Annotated in this window: 14 protein-coding genes; 8 read left to right on the plus strand and 6 right to left on the minus strand. The window is 70.5% G+C overall.

Going from position 1 to position 14,577, the window contains the following annotated elements; translation table 11 throughout:
* Positions 1 to 13: 13 nt before the first annotated feature.
* Positions 14 to 1,261, minus strand: a complete 1,248-nt coding sequence (locus tag ADY59_RS04125) for a nucleotide sugar dehydrogenase (protein ID WP_269433548.1) — start codon at positions 1,259 to 1,261, stop codon at positions 14 to 16.
* 133 nt (positions 1,262 to 1,394) lie between these two features.
* Entirely contained in the window at positions 1,395 to 2,945 is a 1,551-nt protein-coding gene (locus ADY59_RS04130; RefSeq protein WP_231618537.1) for a glycosyltransferase family 4 protein, read from the minus strand.
* Positions 2,946 to 3,133: 188 nt separating this feature from the next.
* Here ADY59_RS04130 and wecB point away from each other — a divergent pair, with 188 nt between their 5' ends.
* Entirely contained in the window at positions 3,134 to 4,264 is a 1,131-nt protein-coding gene (gene wecB, locus ADY59_RS04135; protein ID WP_049557792.1) for a non-hydrolyzing UDP-N-acetylglucosamine 2-epimerase, read from the plus strand.
* 66 nt (positions 4,265 to 4,330) lie between these two features.
* Positions 4,331 to 6,367, plus strand: coding sequence for a glycosyltransferase family protein (locus ADY59_RS04140; RefSeq protein WP_049557794.1), 2,037 nt, complete (start codon positions 4,331 to 4,333; stop codon positions 6,365 to 6,367).
* On the opposite strand, the gene ADY59_RS48325 is transcribed toward ADY59_RS04140, so the two are convergent.
* Positions 6,253 to 6,780: a RidA family protein gene (locus tag ADY59_RS48325; protein ID WP_442937673.1), complete on the minus strand. Its 528-nt coding sequence runs from the start codon at positions 6,778 to 6,780 to the stop codon at positions 6,253 to 6,255. The genes ADY59_RS04140 and ADY59_RS48325 overlap by 115 nt on opposite strands.
* 60 nt (positions 6,781 to 6,840) lie before the next feature.
* On the opposite strand from ADY59_RS48325, the gene ADY59_RS04145 reads away from it, so the two are divergent.
* On the plus strand, positions 6,841 to 7,446 hold the full coding sequence (locus tag ADY59_RS04145; RefSeq protein ID WP_197093427.1) for a TetR/AcrR family transcriptional regulator: 606 nt from the start codon (positions 6,841 to 6,843) through the stop codon (positions 7,444 to 7,446).
* Positions 7,447 to 7,542: 96 nt separating this feature from the next.
* On the opposite strand, the gene ADY59_RS49595 is transcribed toward ADY59_RS04145, so the two are convergent.
* Together ADY59_RS49595 and ADY59_RS04155 are read right to left on the minus strand one after the other, a co-directional pair.
* Positions 7,543 to 7,962, minus strand: a complete 420-nt coding sequence (locus ADY59_RS49595; protein ID WP_156325283.1) for a hypothetical protein — start codon at positions 7,960 to 7,962, stop codon at positions 7,543 to 7,545.
* A gap of 102 nt (positions 7,963 to 8,064) precedes the next feature.
* Positions 8,065 to 8,712 (minus strand): hypothetical protein, encoded by a 648-nt coding sequence (locus ADY59_RS04155; protein ID WP_049557801.1) that lies wholly within the window; start codon positions 8,710 to 8,712, stop codon positions 8,065 to 8,067.
* A gap of 254 nt (positions 8,713 to 8,966) precedes the next feature.
* On the opposite strand from ADY59_RS04155, the gene ADY59_RS04160 reads away from it, so the two are divergent.
* From ADY59_RS04160 to ADY59_RS04180, 5 genes are all read left to right on the plus strand, one after another.
* Entirely contained in the window at positions 8,967 to 10,637 is a 1,671-nt protein-coding gene (locus ADY59_RS04160; protein WP_049557803.1) for an FAD-dependent oxidoreductase, read from the plus strand.
* Between the two features lie 189 nt (positions 10,638 to 10,826).
* Positions 10,827 to 12,896: a sensor histidine kinase gene (locus ADY59_RS04165; protein ID WP_197093428.1), complete on the plus strand. Its 2,070-nt coding sequence runs from the start codon at positions 10,827 to 10,829 to the stop codon at positions 12,894 to 12,896.
* Positions 12,893 to 13,297, plus strand: coding sequence for a roadblock/LC7 domain-containing protein (locus ADY59_RS04170; RefSeq protein WP_049557807.1), 405 nt, complete (start codon positions 12,893 to 12,895; stop codon positions 13,295 to 13,297). The genes ADY59_RS04165 and ADY59_RS04170 overlap by 4 nt, the downstream gene beginning before the upstream one ends.
* Positions 13,294 to 13,656, plus strand: coding sequence for a DUF742 domain-containing protein (locus ADY59_RS04175; RefSeq protein ID WP_049557810.1), 363 nt, complete (start codon positions 13,294 to 13,296; stop codon positions 13,654 to 13,656). Before ADY59_RS04170 ends, ADY59_RS04175 begins: the two co-directional genes overlap by 4 nt.
* Positions 13,637 to 14,209, plus strand: coding sequence for a GTP-binding protein (locus ADY59_RS04180; RefSeq protein ID WP_049557812.1), 573 nt, complete (start codon positions 13,637 to 13,639; stop codon positions 14,207 to 14,209). Before ADY59_RS04175 ends, ADY59_RS04180 begins: the two co-directional genes overlap by 20 nt.
* Here ADY59_RS04180 and ADY59_RS04185 read toward each other — a convergent pair.
* Positions 14,206 to 14,577: a DUF742 domain-containing protein gene (locus ADY59_RS04185; protein WP_049558091.1), complete on the minus strand. Its 372-nt coding sequence runs from the start codon at positions 14,575 to 14,577 to the stop codon at positions 14,206 to 14,208. The two genes, ADY59_RS04180 and ADY59_RS04185, sit on opposite strands and share 4 nt — an antisense overlap.

Here is a 14,577-nt window from a genome sequence, read left to right on the forward strand (position 1 = left end):
CAGCCCTCCGTCGCTACAGCCGCTCGACGCGTTCACCCTCGGTGAGAACACCGCGGGTGTCGAGCACGAGCCGGGCCTTTGCCTCGACCATGCCGAGGTCGAACGCGGCGTGCTGCTGCATCAGCAGCGTCACGTCGGCATCGGCCACGGCCTTGGCCAGATCTTCCTCACGCCGGACCGGCGTGCCGTCTACCGACCACTCCTTGACGTACGGGTCGGCGAACGTGAGCTCGGCCCCGAGTTCCAGCAGCGCACGCGCCACCGGGAGGGCCGGGGTCTCTCGCTCGTCGGCGATGTCCGGCTTGTAGGTGACGCCGAGCATGACCACCCGGGCGCCGTTCACTGCCTTCTTGTGCCTGTTGAGCAGACGCTGCACGCGGGCGACCACGTACGACGGCATCCGCTCGTTGATCTCCTGGGCCAGCTCGACGAACCGGAACGGGTAGCCGAGCTTGCGCACCGTGTAGGACAGGTACGAGGGGTCGACGGGGATGCAGTGCCCGCCGACGCCCGGTCCGGGCAGGAACTTGTGGAACCCGAACGGCTTGGTCGCCGCCGCCTCGATCGACTCCCACAGGTCGATGCCGAGCTCGTCGCAGAAGATCGCCATCTCGTTGACGAGGGCGATGTTGACGTGCCGGTAGGTGTTCTCCAGCAGCTTGGCCATCTCGGCCTCGCGGGTGCCGCTGACCGGGACGACCTGCTCGATGAACTGGCCGTAGAAGGCCGTGGCCCGGTCGCGGCAGGTCATCGTGTAGCCGCCGACGACCTTGGGGGTGTTGCGCAGGCCGTACTTGGCGTTGCCCGGGTCGATGCGCTCGGGCGAGAAGGCCAGGTGGAAGTCCTCGCCGGCGACGAGGCCGGAAGCCTCCAGGAGCGGGCGGGCCACCTCGTCGGTGGTGCCCGGCCAGGTGGTGGACTCCAGGACGACGAGCGTGCCCTTGGTCAGGTTGCGCGCGACGGTCATGGTGGCGCCCTCGACCGCGGACAGGTCGGGGCGGTGGTCCTCATCCAGCGGCGTCGGCACGCAGATGACGATCGTGTTGCTCCTGGCCAGCACGGACTCGTCGAGCGTGGCGCTGAACCCGTTGGCCAGCATGTGCTCGAGGTCGGCGTCGGTCAGGTCATCGATGTAGGACTGCCCGGCGTTGAGCGCGTCGATCTTGCGGGGGTCGACGTCCACGCCGACGACCCGCAGCCCGGCGGCCACAGCCTCTTTGGCGAGAGGCATGCCGACGTAGCCCAGACCGATGACAGCCAAGTCGATTTCTGTCACAGCAGTGCCTTGGAGAGCCGGAAACAACACTTCATGGTCGCAAAGGTTATCTCAAGTCCACCTAGCTCACGCCTAATGCGACCGAACCCGTCGTAACAGACAGCCAATCCGTAGGTCATCATTCGGCAAGCGATCGGTAGAGAGCCTGATAAGTCTCGGCGACGCGGCTCCACGTGCGCTTCGCCGCGACTTCCGCACGTCCCGCCTCGCCCATCTCCGCGCGCCTGGCCGGGTCCTGGCTGAGCCCCGCCAGGGCCTTGGCCAGCTCGGCCGGGTCGCCGGGCGGCACCAGCAGGCCCGCGCCGTCGGAGCCGACGAGCTCGGACAGCGCCGGCAGGTCGCTGAGCACCACGGGCTTGCCCAGCGCCATCGCCTCGACCGGCTTGAGCGGCGTGACGAGGCGGGTGACCCGCAGGTCCTCGCGGGGGCAGACGAAGATGTCGATCGCGTCCTGGGCCTGCAGCGCCTCGTCGGGGCCGACCCGGCCGGGCAGGATCGCCGTCGACAGGCCGAGCTCCTCGACGAGCTCCAGCAGGTTGTCACGCTCGGTGCCGTCGCCCACGAGCAGCACCCGCACCGGCGCGCCCTCGTCACGCAGCAGCGCCGCCGCGCGCAGCAGCGTCGCGAATCCCTCGTAGGCCACGATGCTGGACACGGAGCCGACGACGATCTCCTTGTCGCCGATGCCCATCTCGCGGCGGAACGCCGCCCCGTCGTAGTGGGCGGTCAGCAGCGCGTCGTCGACCGCGTTGGGCGCCAGGTGGATGCGCTCCCTGGGCACGCCCCGCTCGACGATCTCCGTCGCCATCGTCTCGGCCAGCGTGACCACCGCGTCGGCCTCGTTCATCAGGAACGCCTCGCGCTCACGCTGGAGCACGTGCCGCTGGCTGCCCACCCGGACCGGGTCGCGCGAGGCCCAGGTCTCCTCCAGGAACCCGCGCACCTCGTACACGAACGGGGTGCCCGTGCGGTCGCGCACGGCGTGCGCCACCGAGCCGTTGCGGTGGTCGGTGGCCGCGTGCAGCACCTGGGGCCGGAGCTCGGTGACGAGCTTGGTGACGGCGTCGGCGCCCCGAACCATGCGGCCGTGCATCTCGAACGGCACCTCGCCGTGCCCGTCCGGCATGTGCCGGTAGTAGGGGATGCCGTCGATCTCCTCGTACGGGGACGCGTCGGCGTGCCCCTGAAGCATGGGCCAGCCCCAGCTCGTGACCACGTGCGGGTCGAGGCCGGCGGCCTTCTGCGCGGTGACGATGCGGTGGGTGCGGACCGTGTAGCCGGCCTGCGTGTAGGGCAGCGCGTTGGTGACCAGGTGCACCACCCGGCCGGCCACCCGCTCCAGGATCGCCACCTTGGGGCCCGGCGGGATCGGGTCGGGGCTGATCGCGGCCAGCTCGCCCCGGTAGTACTGGTAGCGGCGCTTGACGAACGGGTACTTGATGAACGGCTCCAGCACGTCACCGGCCTCGCTGACGCGGCCGGTGTTCCAGTGCTGCTTGGCGTCGTCCCACGGCGCCCGGACCATGCGCATGCCGAGCTTGCGCATGACGTGCCTGGCCTTGCGGGCGGCCGGCCAGGCGACGCTGCCCACGACGGGTCGCAGGCGCGGCGGCATGGCGTCGGCGGCCGCCTGGGCGGCCCTGACCGGATCGGCTCGAACCTTCGTCACGACGACGCGGGTCACGATGATCGGATGCTGGATGAAGCCCTTCAGAAGTCCACCGACGCCGGCACGGGCAGACTTCGCGGAAACCCCAGCGGAAACTTTTGAGGAGTCTTGACGACTGGCGTCGGATGCCACGCGGTGACCGTACCATAGGCAGCGTTTTTTCCCTTCCGCTATGAAAGGCGAGGTCAATGAGGGAGAACCCCCTGGTCCTGCACGTTCTGGGCGCTCGGCCCAATTTCGTGAAAGCGGCCCCGGTGGTGCGAGCACTCGGCGAGCTCGGCGTGCGGCAGGGCATCATCCACACCGGTCAGCACTACGACGCGCTGATGTCGGACGTGTTCTTCGCCGACCTGGGCCTGCCCGACCCGGTGGCCAACCTGGGCGTCGGCTCGGGCAGCCACGCCAGGCAGACCGCCGCGCTGCTCGTCGGCCTGGAGGAGACGTTCCTGGAGCAGCAGCCCGACCTCGTGGTCGTCTACGGCGACGTGAACTCGACGCTGGCCGCCATCCTCGTCTGCGCCAAGCTCGGCATCCGCACCGCGCACGTCGAGGCGGGGCTGCGCTCGTTCGACCGGGGCATGCCGGAGGAGGTCAACAGGATCGTCACCGACTCCCTGTCCGACCTGCTGTTCGCCACCTCTCCCGACGCGCTGTCGCACCTGGCGGCCGAGGGCGTGCCGGCCTCCAAGGTGCACCTCGTCGGCAACCCGATGATCGACAGCCTGTTCTCCGCGCTCCCGTCGCTGGACCCGGCTCCGGTGGTGGCGCGGCTCGGCCTGCCCGACCGCTACGCCGTGGCGACGCTGCACCGCCCGGCCAACGTCGACACCCCCGAGGCCGCCCGTGAGCTGGTCTCGGCCGTGCTGGAGGTGTCCCGGCAGATCCCGCTCGTGGTCCCGATCCACCCGCGCGGCCGCACCCGGCTGGCCGAGGCGGGGCTCGTGGACGGCCCGTCGGTCAGGGTGGTCGACCCGCTGGGCTATGTGGACTTTCTCTCACTCGTACGGGGTGCCGCGCTGGTCGTCACCGACTCCGGCGGCGTCCAGGAGGAGACGACCATGCTGGGCGTGCCCTGCCTGACCGTGCGGCCCAACACCGAGCGCCCGGTCACGATCACGCACGGCACCAACCGCCTGGTCACGCCGGCCCTGCTGCCGGCCGCCGCCGAGAAGGCGCTGGCCGACGGGGCCGTCACGCCCTCCGGCGAACTGCCCCCGCTCTGGGACGGCGCCGCCGGTCCGCGCATCGCCCGGGTGATCTCCGCCTGGCTCAAGGGGGACAACCTCTCACCCGCCGCCCAGGGGACCCGTTCCGAGTAAAGCCCCCATTTCGTACGGTCTCCGCCGTACTATGACAATCCTCCGCAGAGCGATAGGCGATACCTCATGGCCGAAACCCCAGAAGAGCCCGCGTTCCAGCGGCTCGGTCCCGTCAACTGGCTGCCTGAGGAGCGCAAGGTCGTCGAGCGCTACGAGGCGGAGGTCGTGGAGCTGCGCAGGCGGCTGGAGATCGCCGAGGCCAAGGCCGCCTACGCCGCCTGGAAGCTGGAGGCCACCCAGGCCAAGCGGACGTTCAAGCTGGGCGAGGCGATCGGCTCCAAGAGCCCCGGCAAGGTGCTGGACGCGGTCCGGTCCCGGGAGCGGGCCCCCAAGCCGCCCATCCCGGTCACCGAGGCCGTCGAGGCCGCCAACCACCGGCCGCCCAGGGTCGAGATCCCGCCGGTCAAGTGGCCGCTCGGGCCCGTCAACCGGCCCGAGCTGAAGGTGGCCGTGATCCTGGACGACTTCTCCAGGATGGCGTTCCGCTACGAGTGGGACCAGATCGAGTTCGGGCTCAAGGACTGGCCGGAGATCTTCGCCGAGCGGCGGCCCGACCTGCTGTTCTGCGAGTCGGCCTGGCACGGGAACCAGGGCCGCTGGCGCTATCAGATGACCGGGACCAACGCGCCCAAGGAGCCGTTGCGCGAGCTGGTCGCGTGGTGCCGGGCCGAGGGCATCCCGACGGTCTTCTGGAACAAGGAAGATCCGCCGAACTTCGACTTCTTCATCGACACGGCCCAGCTGTTCGACTACGTGTTCACGTGCGACGGCGACATGGTGCCGAAATATCGCGAAATATTGGGACATGATCGGGTTGACGTGCTGCAGTTCGCGGCGCAGCCGCGCGTGCACAACCCGATCCAGCAGAAGCAGGGCCGGCTGCACGACGTCGTCTTCGGCGGCATGTACTTCCGCGACAAGCACCCCGAGCGGCGCGAGCAGATGGAGACCGTCCTCGACCCCGTACGCGAGCTCGGCCTGCACATCTTCGCCCGCAACGGCGAGGTGGACGAGAAGTACGGCTGGCCGGAGAAGTACCGCCCGCACATCGTCGGCGAGCTGCCCTACGACCAGATGCTCGCGGCCTACCGCATGTACAAGGTCTTCCTCAACGTCAACTCGGTGCTCGACTCGCCCACCATGTGCGCGCGCCGCGTCTTCGAGCTGTCGGCCTGCGCCACCCCCGTCGTGTCCGGGTGGTCTCGGGCCATCGAGGAGACGTTCGGCGAGCTCGTCCCCATCGCCCGCGAGCCGATCGAGTCGTACAACCAGGTCCTGCATTTGATCAACAGCCCCGAGCTGCGCGCCCGGATGGGCCACCTGGCGATGCGCGAGGTGTTCGACAAGCACCTGTTCTCGCACCGGGTGGACCAGATCCTCCAGCTTCTCGGCCGCCCCGTCACGCCCCGGACCCGGTCGATCTCCGTCGTGCTGCCGACCAACCGGGCCTCGCAGATCGAGCACGCGATCTCCTCGGTGGCCAAGCAGATCCACCGGCCGCTGCAGCTCATCATGGTGCTGCACGGGCTCGACATCGACCCCGTCGTGGTGGCCGACAAGGCCCGCATGGCCGGCATCACCGACGTCGTCGTCCTGCCCGCCGCCCCCGAGTTGTCGCTCGGCGCCTGCATGAACCTCGGCATCGACGCCGCCGAGGGCGAGCTGATCGCCAAGATGGACGACGACAACCTGTACGGCGAGCACTACCTGTCGGACCTGGCGCGGTCCTTCGACTACACCGACGCCGAGCTGACGGGCAAGGGCGCCCACTACTCCTACTTCGAGGGCAGCAACACCACGATGCTGCGCCTGCCGGGGCTGGAGCACCGCTACTCGTTCCTGGTGCAGGGCGGCAGCTTCCTCGGCAAGGCGGACATGTTCCGCTCCTACCAGTTCCCCGACCTGACCCGCGGCGAGGACACCCACCTGGTGCGGCGCCTCAAGGAGGACGGGGTCAAGATCTACTCGGCGGACCGGTTCAACTTCGTCTACTGGCGCAGCGCGGACTCGTCCATGCACACCTGGCAGGCGGACCACATCAAGCTGACCCGCAACGCCCAGTTCTCCTTCGTCGGCCGCCCCGACGACCACGTGCTCATCTGATCGGGGTCAGTCGAGGACGGCGGTGGCCTCGACCTCGACAAGCAGGTCGGGCTCGCCCAGCGCGGCCACGCCCAGCAGGGTGATCGGCTTGACCGGGTCGATCCCAGCCTGGCGGCGGCCCGGCCGACGCCCTCGCCCAGCAGCGGCATCTTGTCGGGGGTCCAGTCGACGACGTAGACGGTCAGCTTGGCCACGTCGTCGAACGACCCGCCGATCGCGGCCAGGGCGGTGGCGATGTTGAGGTATGCCTGCTCGACCTGGGCGGCCAGGTCACCCTCGCCGACCGGCCTTCCCTCGGCGTCGCGGGCCACCTGGCCCGCCAGGAACACCAGCCTCGAACCGGTCGCGATCGACAGCTGACGATAGACCTCCGGCTTCGGCAACCCGTCGGGGTTGACCAGCGTCACGCTCATGTCCGCTCCTCACTGCTCGACTGTCCCTCATAACATAGCAGTGTTATGTATTGTGGGGACATGGTGAGGATGAAAGACCCCGCGGTCCGGTCCCTGCTCATCGACCGGGCCGCCCAGATGCTCGCCGCCCGGCAGCCGGTCACGCTCCGCTCGCTGGTGGCGGGCACCGGCGTGTCGACCATGGCCGTCTACACCTACTTCGACGGCATGGACGGCCTGTGGACGGCGATGCGGCAGGAAGGCTTCACCCGCCTGGCCGCCCGCCTCGCCACGATCACGCCGTCAGAGGATCCGGTACGGGACCTGGCCGCTCTCGGGGCCGCCTATCTGTCCAACGCCCTGGCAGTCCCCGATCTGTACAGGGTCATGTTCGACGCCGGGTTCGAGCTGGAGAACCCGGCGGCGGCCGACGACACGCTGCACTACTTGGTCCGGGGCGTCGAACGGGCGTCGGCGGCCGGCCGCTTCCGCGCCGGCGTCGACCCGCTGGAGCTGGCCACGCAGGCCTGGATGATCGGGCACGGGCTGGCCTCGCTGGTCGCCACCGGCCCCCTGCCTCCCGAGGCTCTGGCCCACGGCGTGCCCCTGCTGACCGCCCTGTTCGTCAGCGCGGGCGACGCCCCCGACCGCTGCCGCCGCTCGGTCGAGCTGGGCTGGCGACCTTGACCCCGCGCGACGCCACGCCCCGCCGGAGGTGACTCTCCGCCGATTCGGCAGAGATCCCTCCGGCGGACCATCAACGCGGAATCGGGGATGGTGTGGTCAGCAGCTGATTTTCACGCTTCCCGCAGTGGCGCCGCCCGCCTCGTCGGAGTACATGTGCACACGCCAGGTGTAGCTGGTCCCGTTGCAGCCCGATTCGACGGACGCGCTCCTGCTGTTCTTGGGAAGCCAGGTGTCGTTGCCCATGGTCTGCCAGCCGTACCACCGCTTGCGCTGGAGCTTGAGCGTGACCTGCATCTTGCAGTCGCTCGACACGGTGCCCGCGCCGATCACGCTGGTCCCACGGCTGGTTCTCTTCGGCGTGCCGGGCCACAGGATGCACTTCGCGGCGCTGCTGGATGCGACGCCGGCAGACCTCGCCGACGACGCTGCCGCCGCCGGCTGGAGGGCCGCGACCACTCCGGCGGTCAGAAGAGGTACGACCGCCGCGGCGACCACATGTGCACGAATACCCCGCATGACAGAGCCTTCCCTTGGACGAGCCCCATAAGAAGCCCACTTTCTCAACGGAAGGGGACTCTAATGACGGCCGGTATGTTCCAGGTATGTATGCCGCGATGGTCAGGCCGCGAGGCGGGAGAGGTTGTGGTCGGCGAGGCGGCCGAGCTCCATGAGGCCGGCGCGCTTGACCTTCTGGCCGACGACCATGAGGCTCATGACGACGTTGCCCCGGCGGATGACGATCGAGCCGATCTGGGCGTTGCGGTCGCCGCCGCTGGCGGTGGTGAGGTAGGCGCGGGACTCGTCGCCCTGGCGGGGCATGGAGAGGTTCTGGGTGCGGTAGGTGACCTTGGTGCCCTGGACGTCGGCGTGGTAGGCGGCGCACTGCTTGGGCAGGGCGACCGGGAAGGCGCCGCGCGGGAGCTCGACGACGGCCTGGGTGATCGAGCCGCGGGGCGAGGAGAAGGCGATGACGGCGGCCGGGGCGCCGGCGATCTCCGGCTTGGCCGGGTCCAGCTGGGTGGCGCCGGCGCATTCCGGGCGGTCGAGTTTGGTCTGGCGGACGGCGGCCAGGCCCTCCTTGACGGACGTCAGGGTGCCGAAGCGGCCGATCTCGGGCCCGTACGCGACGCGCATGCCCTTGGGGGCCGGGAGCAGGGCGGTGCGGAGTTTGCCCGCCTGGGGGGCCGTGGACGCGGACGGCTGGGCGGCCTTGGCGGGACTCTGGGCGGGGGGCTCACCGGATGAGCAGCCCGCTATGGCCGTCATGCTGAGACATATTACGGAAAGGGTCCTGAGCATGAATGCTCCATTCATCGGCACGGCAGTGGATAAACGCTAGAGGAAGCCCGGGGCTCGGTTCCGGGCAACGCGAGATTCAGCGACTTTGTTACGTAAGCCCTGGTCAGTGAGCCCTTTGCCGGATGGCAAAGGGGAATTTCCGGTACCAGGTCGTGCAAAATGTTGCCGGTCTTCTGCGCGGCATGACGCCACATTCGCCCGGGACTTTCGATGATCGCGGGATGAGTGACTTCACCGGACTGCCCATCTCGCGCCGCGACTTCTTCGACGGCGTCGCCATGACGGCGGGCGTCGCGGCCATGGCGTCGCCGGACGCGGCCCTGGCCGCCGACGGGGCGCTCGCGGCCGACGGGTCGCCGGCGGCCGGCTGGTCCGGGGCCGGGGTGCGCGGGGACACCGCGCAGGCGCTCGGCGTGCCGCACGCGCTGCGCGACGGCCGGTTCTGGGCGCACGCCGAGCCCGGCACCCCCACCGGCGAGGAGTACGACCTGGTGGTGGTCGGCGGCGGCGTCAGCGGGGTGAGCGCGGCCTACGAGTGGCTGCGCCGCGTCCCCGGCGCGCGGGTCCTCGTCCTGGACAACCACGACGAGCTCGGCGGCCACACGCGGGGCGAGGAACTGCGGCCGGGCGGCTGGACGGGCGCCGCGATCCGGACGCCCGAGGCCCGCGCGCTCGTCGACGAGCTGGGCGTGCCCACGCGAACGGCAGCCCGTACGGAGTCGTACGACGGCGTGATGTGCGACCGGGAGAGCTTCGGGATCGACGCGCTGGTCCCGCAGGGCGGCGACGTGGCGGCGTGGGCCGCCCGGCTGCCGATCGCCGAGCAGGCCAGGCGCGACCTGGTGCGGCTGCACACCGACCCGCCCGACTGGTTCCCCGGGCTGTCGCACGCGGAGAAGGAGGAGCGGCTGGCCGGGCTGACGTACTCGGCGTTCCTGCTGGAGGTGTGCCGGGCGCATCCGGACGTGGAGCGGTTCTGCCGGACCATGCCCAGCGCGGCGTGGGGGTACGGGACGCAGGCGTTCGGGGCGATCGACGCGTGGGGGAGCTCGTACCCGGGGTTCGGAGGGCTCGGGCTGGACCCGGGCAAGCCGTCGCGGTTCAACTCCCCGACGGTGAAGCAGGAGTGGGAGCGGCCCGCGTACCGGCTGGCGGGGGGTGTGCGGTCGCTGGTGGCGCGGATGGCGGAGCGCATGCCGGGGGCGCGGTGGCGGCTGTCCAGTCCGGTGGTGTCGGTGCGCAACGACGGGCCGGGGGTGGTCGTGGGCTACTTCGACGGGCACGCCGTCAGGACCGTGCGAGCCGGGGCGGCGATCCTGGCCTGCTGGCACATGGTCATCCCGTACCTGGTGCCCGACCTGCCGGAGGACCAGCGGGCGGCGTTGCGGCAGGCGGTCAAGATGCCGCTGGTGGAGGCCGTGGTACGGCTGCGCGGCCCGCAGGAGTGGCGGGGCCGAGCCCGCTGGACCGGGGCGTACTGGACCGCGACGGAGGTGGACGGCTCGCGGGCCCACCTGCTGGCGGCGCCCTGCCTGTCGGAGCTCGGGCCGGCGGCGGGGGCGGCGGCCGGGCGGCGGGCGCTCATCAGGACGCCCTACGCGGCCCTGGAGCACAGCGTGCGCGACCAGCTCGGCCGTCTGCTCGGGGCGGGCGGGTTCGATCCGGCCGGGGACATCGAGGCGATCACCGTCTACCGGTGGGGGCACGGGTACGCGCCGGAGTACTGCCGGCCGTGGCATCCGTTCCACCCGGACGGGCCGACGCCGGCCGAGACCGCGCGGCGCCGGTTCGGCCGGATCGCGATCGCCGGCTCCGATTCCGTGCCCGCCGCGCGGGCCGATGCGGCCATCTCCTCGGCCCATCGCGCCGTCGCGGAACTCACTGCCGGGTAATCGCGTTAATCATCCCCTTCCTCCCCCTGCGCCGGACGCATAATCGGTGCTAGTCTCCTGTGCGATCTTCCGGAGGTGTATTTACACGAAGGTGTGAAATGCCCTCGACTCCGAGGTTGGGACATGGGCTCGCAAAACCGGTCAATTCGGTTCAAGATCTTTTTATTGTTACTGCTACCCCTCCTGTCCTTGAGCGCGCTCTGGGGTTTCGTGCTCAACCTCACCGTGAGCGACGGCCAGTCCCTCCTCCGCGGCGACACCCTCTACCAGACGGTCGGCATCGCCTCCACCGACCTGGGGCTTAAGCTTCAGGCCGAGCGGGAGCGGTCGATGGTGGCGGTTACCACACGTAAGCTCACCGAAGATCTCGGCGCCCAGCGCGCCCTCACCGACCAGGCGCTCAGCGAGTTCCGGCAGGCCGTCACCGAGGCCGGCGGCGCGGTCGGCGTCGAGCTGCGCGGGCAGATCGACACGCTGGAGGCCGAGCTGCACCGGCTCGGCCCGATCCGCGACGGCATCGACGACGGCTACAGCTCGCGGCTGACCGGGCTGACCGAGTACAACCGGGTGCTCGACGCGATGTTCCGGTTCTACGACCACCTGACCCCGGTCCCCGACCTGACGATCTACCAGCAGGCTTCCTCCCTGCAGACCATGGGCAACGCGCGCGAGTTCGTCTCCAGGGAACGCGCGCTGATCAAGGCGTCGCTCCTCGACCGCCGGCTCACCGAGCCGGAGGCGTCCGCCTTCACCGAGTACGTCTCCTCGCGCAAGTTCCTGCACGCACGCGGCCAGGCCGGGCTCGACGTCCAGTTGCGCGCGCCGTACGAGAAGCTCTTCAAGAGCGAGCTGTTCCAGGCGTTCGCCACCATGGAGGCGCGGATCATCCGCACCGGCACGCCGCCCCCCGACGGCCCTTCCTGGGCGGCGGCGGCCGACCGGCTGATGGCCGAGCTGGACCGGCTCGGCGCGGAGTCGGCCGTGACGCTGGCCGCGCGGGCGGCCGACGGGGCGACCGCCACCAAGGTCGAGATCGGGGTGGCCGGCGGCGTCGGCCTGATCGCGGTGCTCGCCTCGATCATCATCTCGGTGCGCTTCGGCCGGCGGCTGGGCGCCGAGCTGGCGGGTCTGCGGTCGGCGGCCGTCGAGCTGTCGGAGCGGCGCCTGCCCGACCTGGTCGAGCGGCTGCGCACCGGCGAGGAGGTCAACGTCAAGAAGGAGGCCAAGCCGATCAAGGTCAGCGGCTCGGCCGAGATCACCGACGTGGCCAGGGCGTTCGGCTCGGTGCAGCGCACGGCCGTGCACGCCGCCGTCGGCCAGGCGGCGCTGCGGCGCGGCGTCGGCCAGGTCTTCCTCAACCTGGCCAGGCGCAAGCAGGGGCTGCTGCACCGCCAGCTCTCGCTGCTCGACAGCATGCAGCGGCGTACCCACGACCCCGACCGGCTGGAGGAGCTCTTCCGCCTGGACCACCTGACCACCCGCATGCGCCGGCACGCCGAGAGCCTGATCATACTGTCCGGGGCCGCCCCCGGCCGGGCCTGGCGCAAGCCGGTGCCGGTGGTCGACATCGTGCGCGCCGCGGTCGCCGAGGTGGAGGACTACACCAGGGTCACGGTCGCGAACATGCCCGGCGGCGCGATCGACGGCGCCGCCGCCGCGGACCTCACCCACCTGGTGGCCGAACTGGTGGAGAACGCCACCATCTACTCCCCGCCCGACACCGCCGTCGAGGTGCGCGGCGACCGGGTGAGCAACGGCTACTCGATCGAGGTGGAGGACCGCGGGCTGGGGCTGCCGGCGGAGGAGTACGCGACGTACAACGCGCTGCTGGTCGATCCGCCCGAGTTCGACCTGGCCGACAGCGACAGGCTCGGCCTGTTCGTGGTGGCCCGGCTGGCGGAGCGGCACGGCATCAAGGTGCTGCTGCGCCGCTCCCCCTTCGGCGGCACCACGGCCATCGTGCTGGTGCCGCGCCCGCTCGTCACCGACCAGGAGGAACTGACCGCCTCCGGTGACGAACTGCCGGCGCTGCCCAGCCGTACCCGGAAGAAGGCGCTCGCGGTGGTGAGCGGCGGCACGCACGCGGGGTTGCCAAGGCGGGTCAGGCAGGCCAACCTGTCATCCCGGCTCCAGCAGTCCGAGCCGGAGCCTGAGCGGAAGAACGAACGCTCTCCCGACGAGGTACGCGACCTGTTCTCCGCGTTCCAGCGGGGAACCCAACGTGCCCGAGAAGAAGTGAATGAGGAGGGGGAGGCATGAGTGTGCCGACGACCAACACCGGTGAGCTGAACTGGCTGCTTGACGACCTGACGACCAGGGTGGGTGCGGTCAGGCAGGCGGTCATCCTGTCGACCGACGGGCTCGCCGTCGGCCATTCCAAGGGCTTGAGCCGGGAGGACGCCGAACACCTGTCGGCCGTGGCGGCCGGTTTCCAGAGCCTGGCGCGCGGCACCGGGCGGCATTTCGGCGGCGGGGACGTGCGCCAGACCATCGTGGAGATGGAGTCGGCGTTCCTGTTCGTGACGGCGGCGGGTCAGGGCACCTGCCTGGCCGTGCTGGCCGACGCCAACGTGGACGTGGGGCACATCGCCTATGAGATGGCGATGCTGGTGAAGCGGGTGGGCCAGCACATCACCACCAATCCGCGAGCAACGCCGTGAGCGAGACCCCGCGGTGGCTGGACGAGGACGCGGGGCCGGTCGTCCGGCCCTACGCCCTCATCCGCGGCCGCACGAGGTCCTCGGGGGACAATCTCGATCTCATCGCCACCGTGAGCGCCGTCGGGGAACCTCCCGCAGACCTCGGCCCCGAACAGGCGCTCATCCTGCGTGCCGCGCGTAATCCGATCTCGGTGGCCGACGTGGCCGTCGAGCTCGACCTGCCTGTCGGCGTCGTCCGGGTGATGCTCGGCGACCTGCGTGACCACGGCCTCATCTCTGTGTCGGCCCCCGCAGCGGCTGGGTCGCGCCCGAATGAGGGCATTCTCAAGGAAGTGATCAATGGACTCCGTGCTCTCTGAGGACCCCGTCGCGTTGAAGATCCTCATCGCCGGGGGGTTCGGCGTGGGCAAGACCACGCTGGTCGGCTCGATCAGCGAGATCAAACCGCTGCGCACGGAGGAGGTGCTCTCCGACCGCGGTGTGGGGGTGGACGACCTCGACGGCGTCGAGGCCAAGACCACCACGACCGTGGCGATGGACTTCGGCCGCATCACGATCCGCGAGGGGCTGGTCGTCTACCTGTTCGGCACGCCGGGGCAGGAGCGGTTCTGGTTCATGTGGGACGAGCTGTCCTACGGTGCGCTGGGCGCCGTCGTCATCGCCGACACCCGGCGGCTGACCGACTGCTTCCCGTCGGTCGACTACTTCGAGCAGCGCGGCACCCCGTTCGTGGTGGCCGTCAACTGCTTCGACGGCGCCGACCAGCACAGCGTGGACGACGTGCGGATCGCGCTGGACCTCGACGACGACGTGCCCGTGATGCTGTGCGACGTGCGGCGGCGCACCTCGGCCAAGGAAGTCATGATCACCCTGGTCGAGCACTCGCTGCGGACGCTGACCGCGGCGGGCTAGAGCGCCCGCAGGCCGTTGATCACCTCTCTGAGAAGGCTCTCCGTCGGGGAGGACTCCTTGGAGATCGGCGCCCGTACCGTCACCAGGCCGTAGCCGAGCAGGTCGCCGAGGAGCACCCGGACGACCTGCACCGGCAGGCTCAGCTCCGACGCCACCTCGGCGACCGGCCTCGACTGCGCCGCGACGCAGCCGAGCAGCCGCCGGTGCTGCGCGCCGAGGTCGGCCTGCGCGGGCGCCGGCTGCCCCGTCGGGGCCACGGTCGCCAGCAGGTCGAGCGCGGCGGTGGCCTTGGTGCGCCCCCGCGCCACCGCGTACGGCCGGACCACGGGCCCGGCCTCGTCGTCAACCCACTCGTGCTCGCGGCTCAC

Origin of the sequence: Nonomuraea sp. SBT364, assembly GCF_001083785.1 — a bacterium.
In the GTDB taxonomy this organism is placed as follows: Bacteria; Actinomycetota; Actinomycetes; order Streptosporangiales; family Streptosporangiaceae; genus Nonomuraea.

What these genes read in the sequence shown, in the direction of transcription:
- wecB (WP_049557792.1), top strand. Translation starts at nt 3,134, where the DNA reads ATGAGGGAGAACCCCCTGGTCCTGCACGTTCTGGGCGCTCGGCCCAAT.
- ADY59_RS04140 (WP_049557794.1), top strand. Translation starts at nt 4,331, where the DNA reads ATGGCCGAAACCCCAGAAGAGCCCGCGTTCCAGCGGCTCGGTCCCGTC.
- ADY59_RS48325 (WP_442937673.1), bottom strand. Translation starts at nt 6,780, where the DNA reads ATGAGCGTGACGCTGGTCAACCCCGACGGGTTGCCGAAGCCGGAGGTC.
- ADY59_RS04145 (WP_197093427.1), top strand. Translation starts at nt 6,841, where the DNA reads ATGGTGAGGATGAAAGACCCCGCGGTCCGGTCCCTGCTCATCGACCGG.
- ADY59_RS49595 (WP_156325283.1), bottom strand. Translation starts at nt 7,962, where the DNA reads ATGCGGGGTATTCGTGCACATGTGGTCGCCGCGGCGGTCGTACCTCTT.
- ADY59_RS04155 (WP_049557801.1), bottom strand. Translation starts at nt 8,712, where the DNA reads ATGACGGCCATAGCGGGCTGCTCATCCGGTGAGCCCCCCGCCCAGAGT.
- ADY59_RS04160 (WP_049557803.1), top strand. Translation starts at nt 8,967, where the DNA reads ATGAGTGACTTCACCGGACTGCCCATCTCGCGCCGCGACTTCTTCGAC.
- ADY59_RS04170 (WP_049557807.1), top strand. Translation starts at nt 12,893, where the DNA reads ATGAGTGTGCCGACGACCAACACCGGTGAGCTGAACTGGCTGCTTGAC.
- ADY59_RS04180 (WP_049557812.1), top strand. Translation starts at nt 13,637, where the DNA reads ATGGACTCCGTGCTCTCTGAGGACCCCGTCGCGTTGAAGATCCTCATC.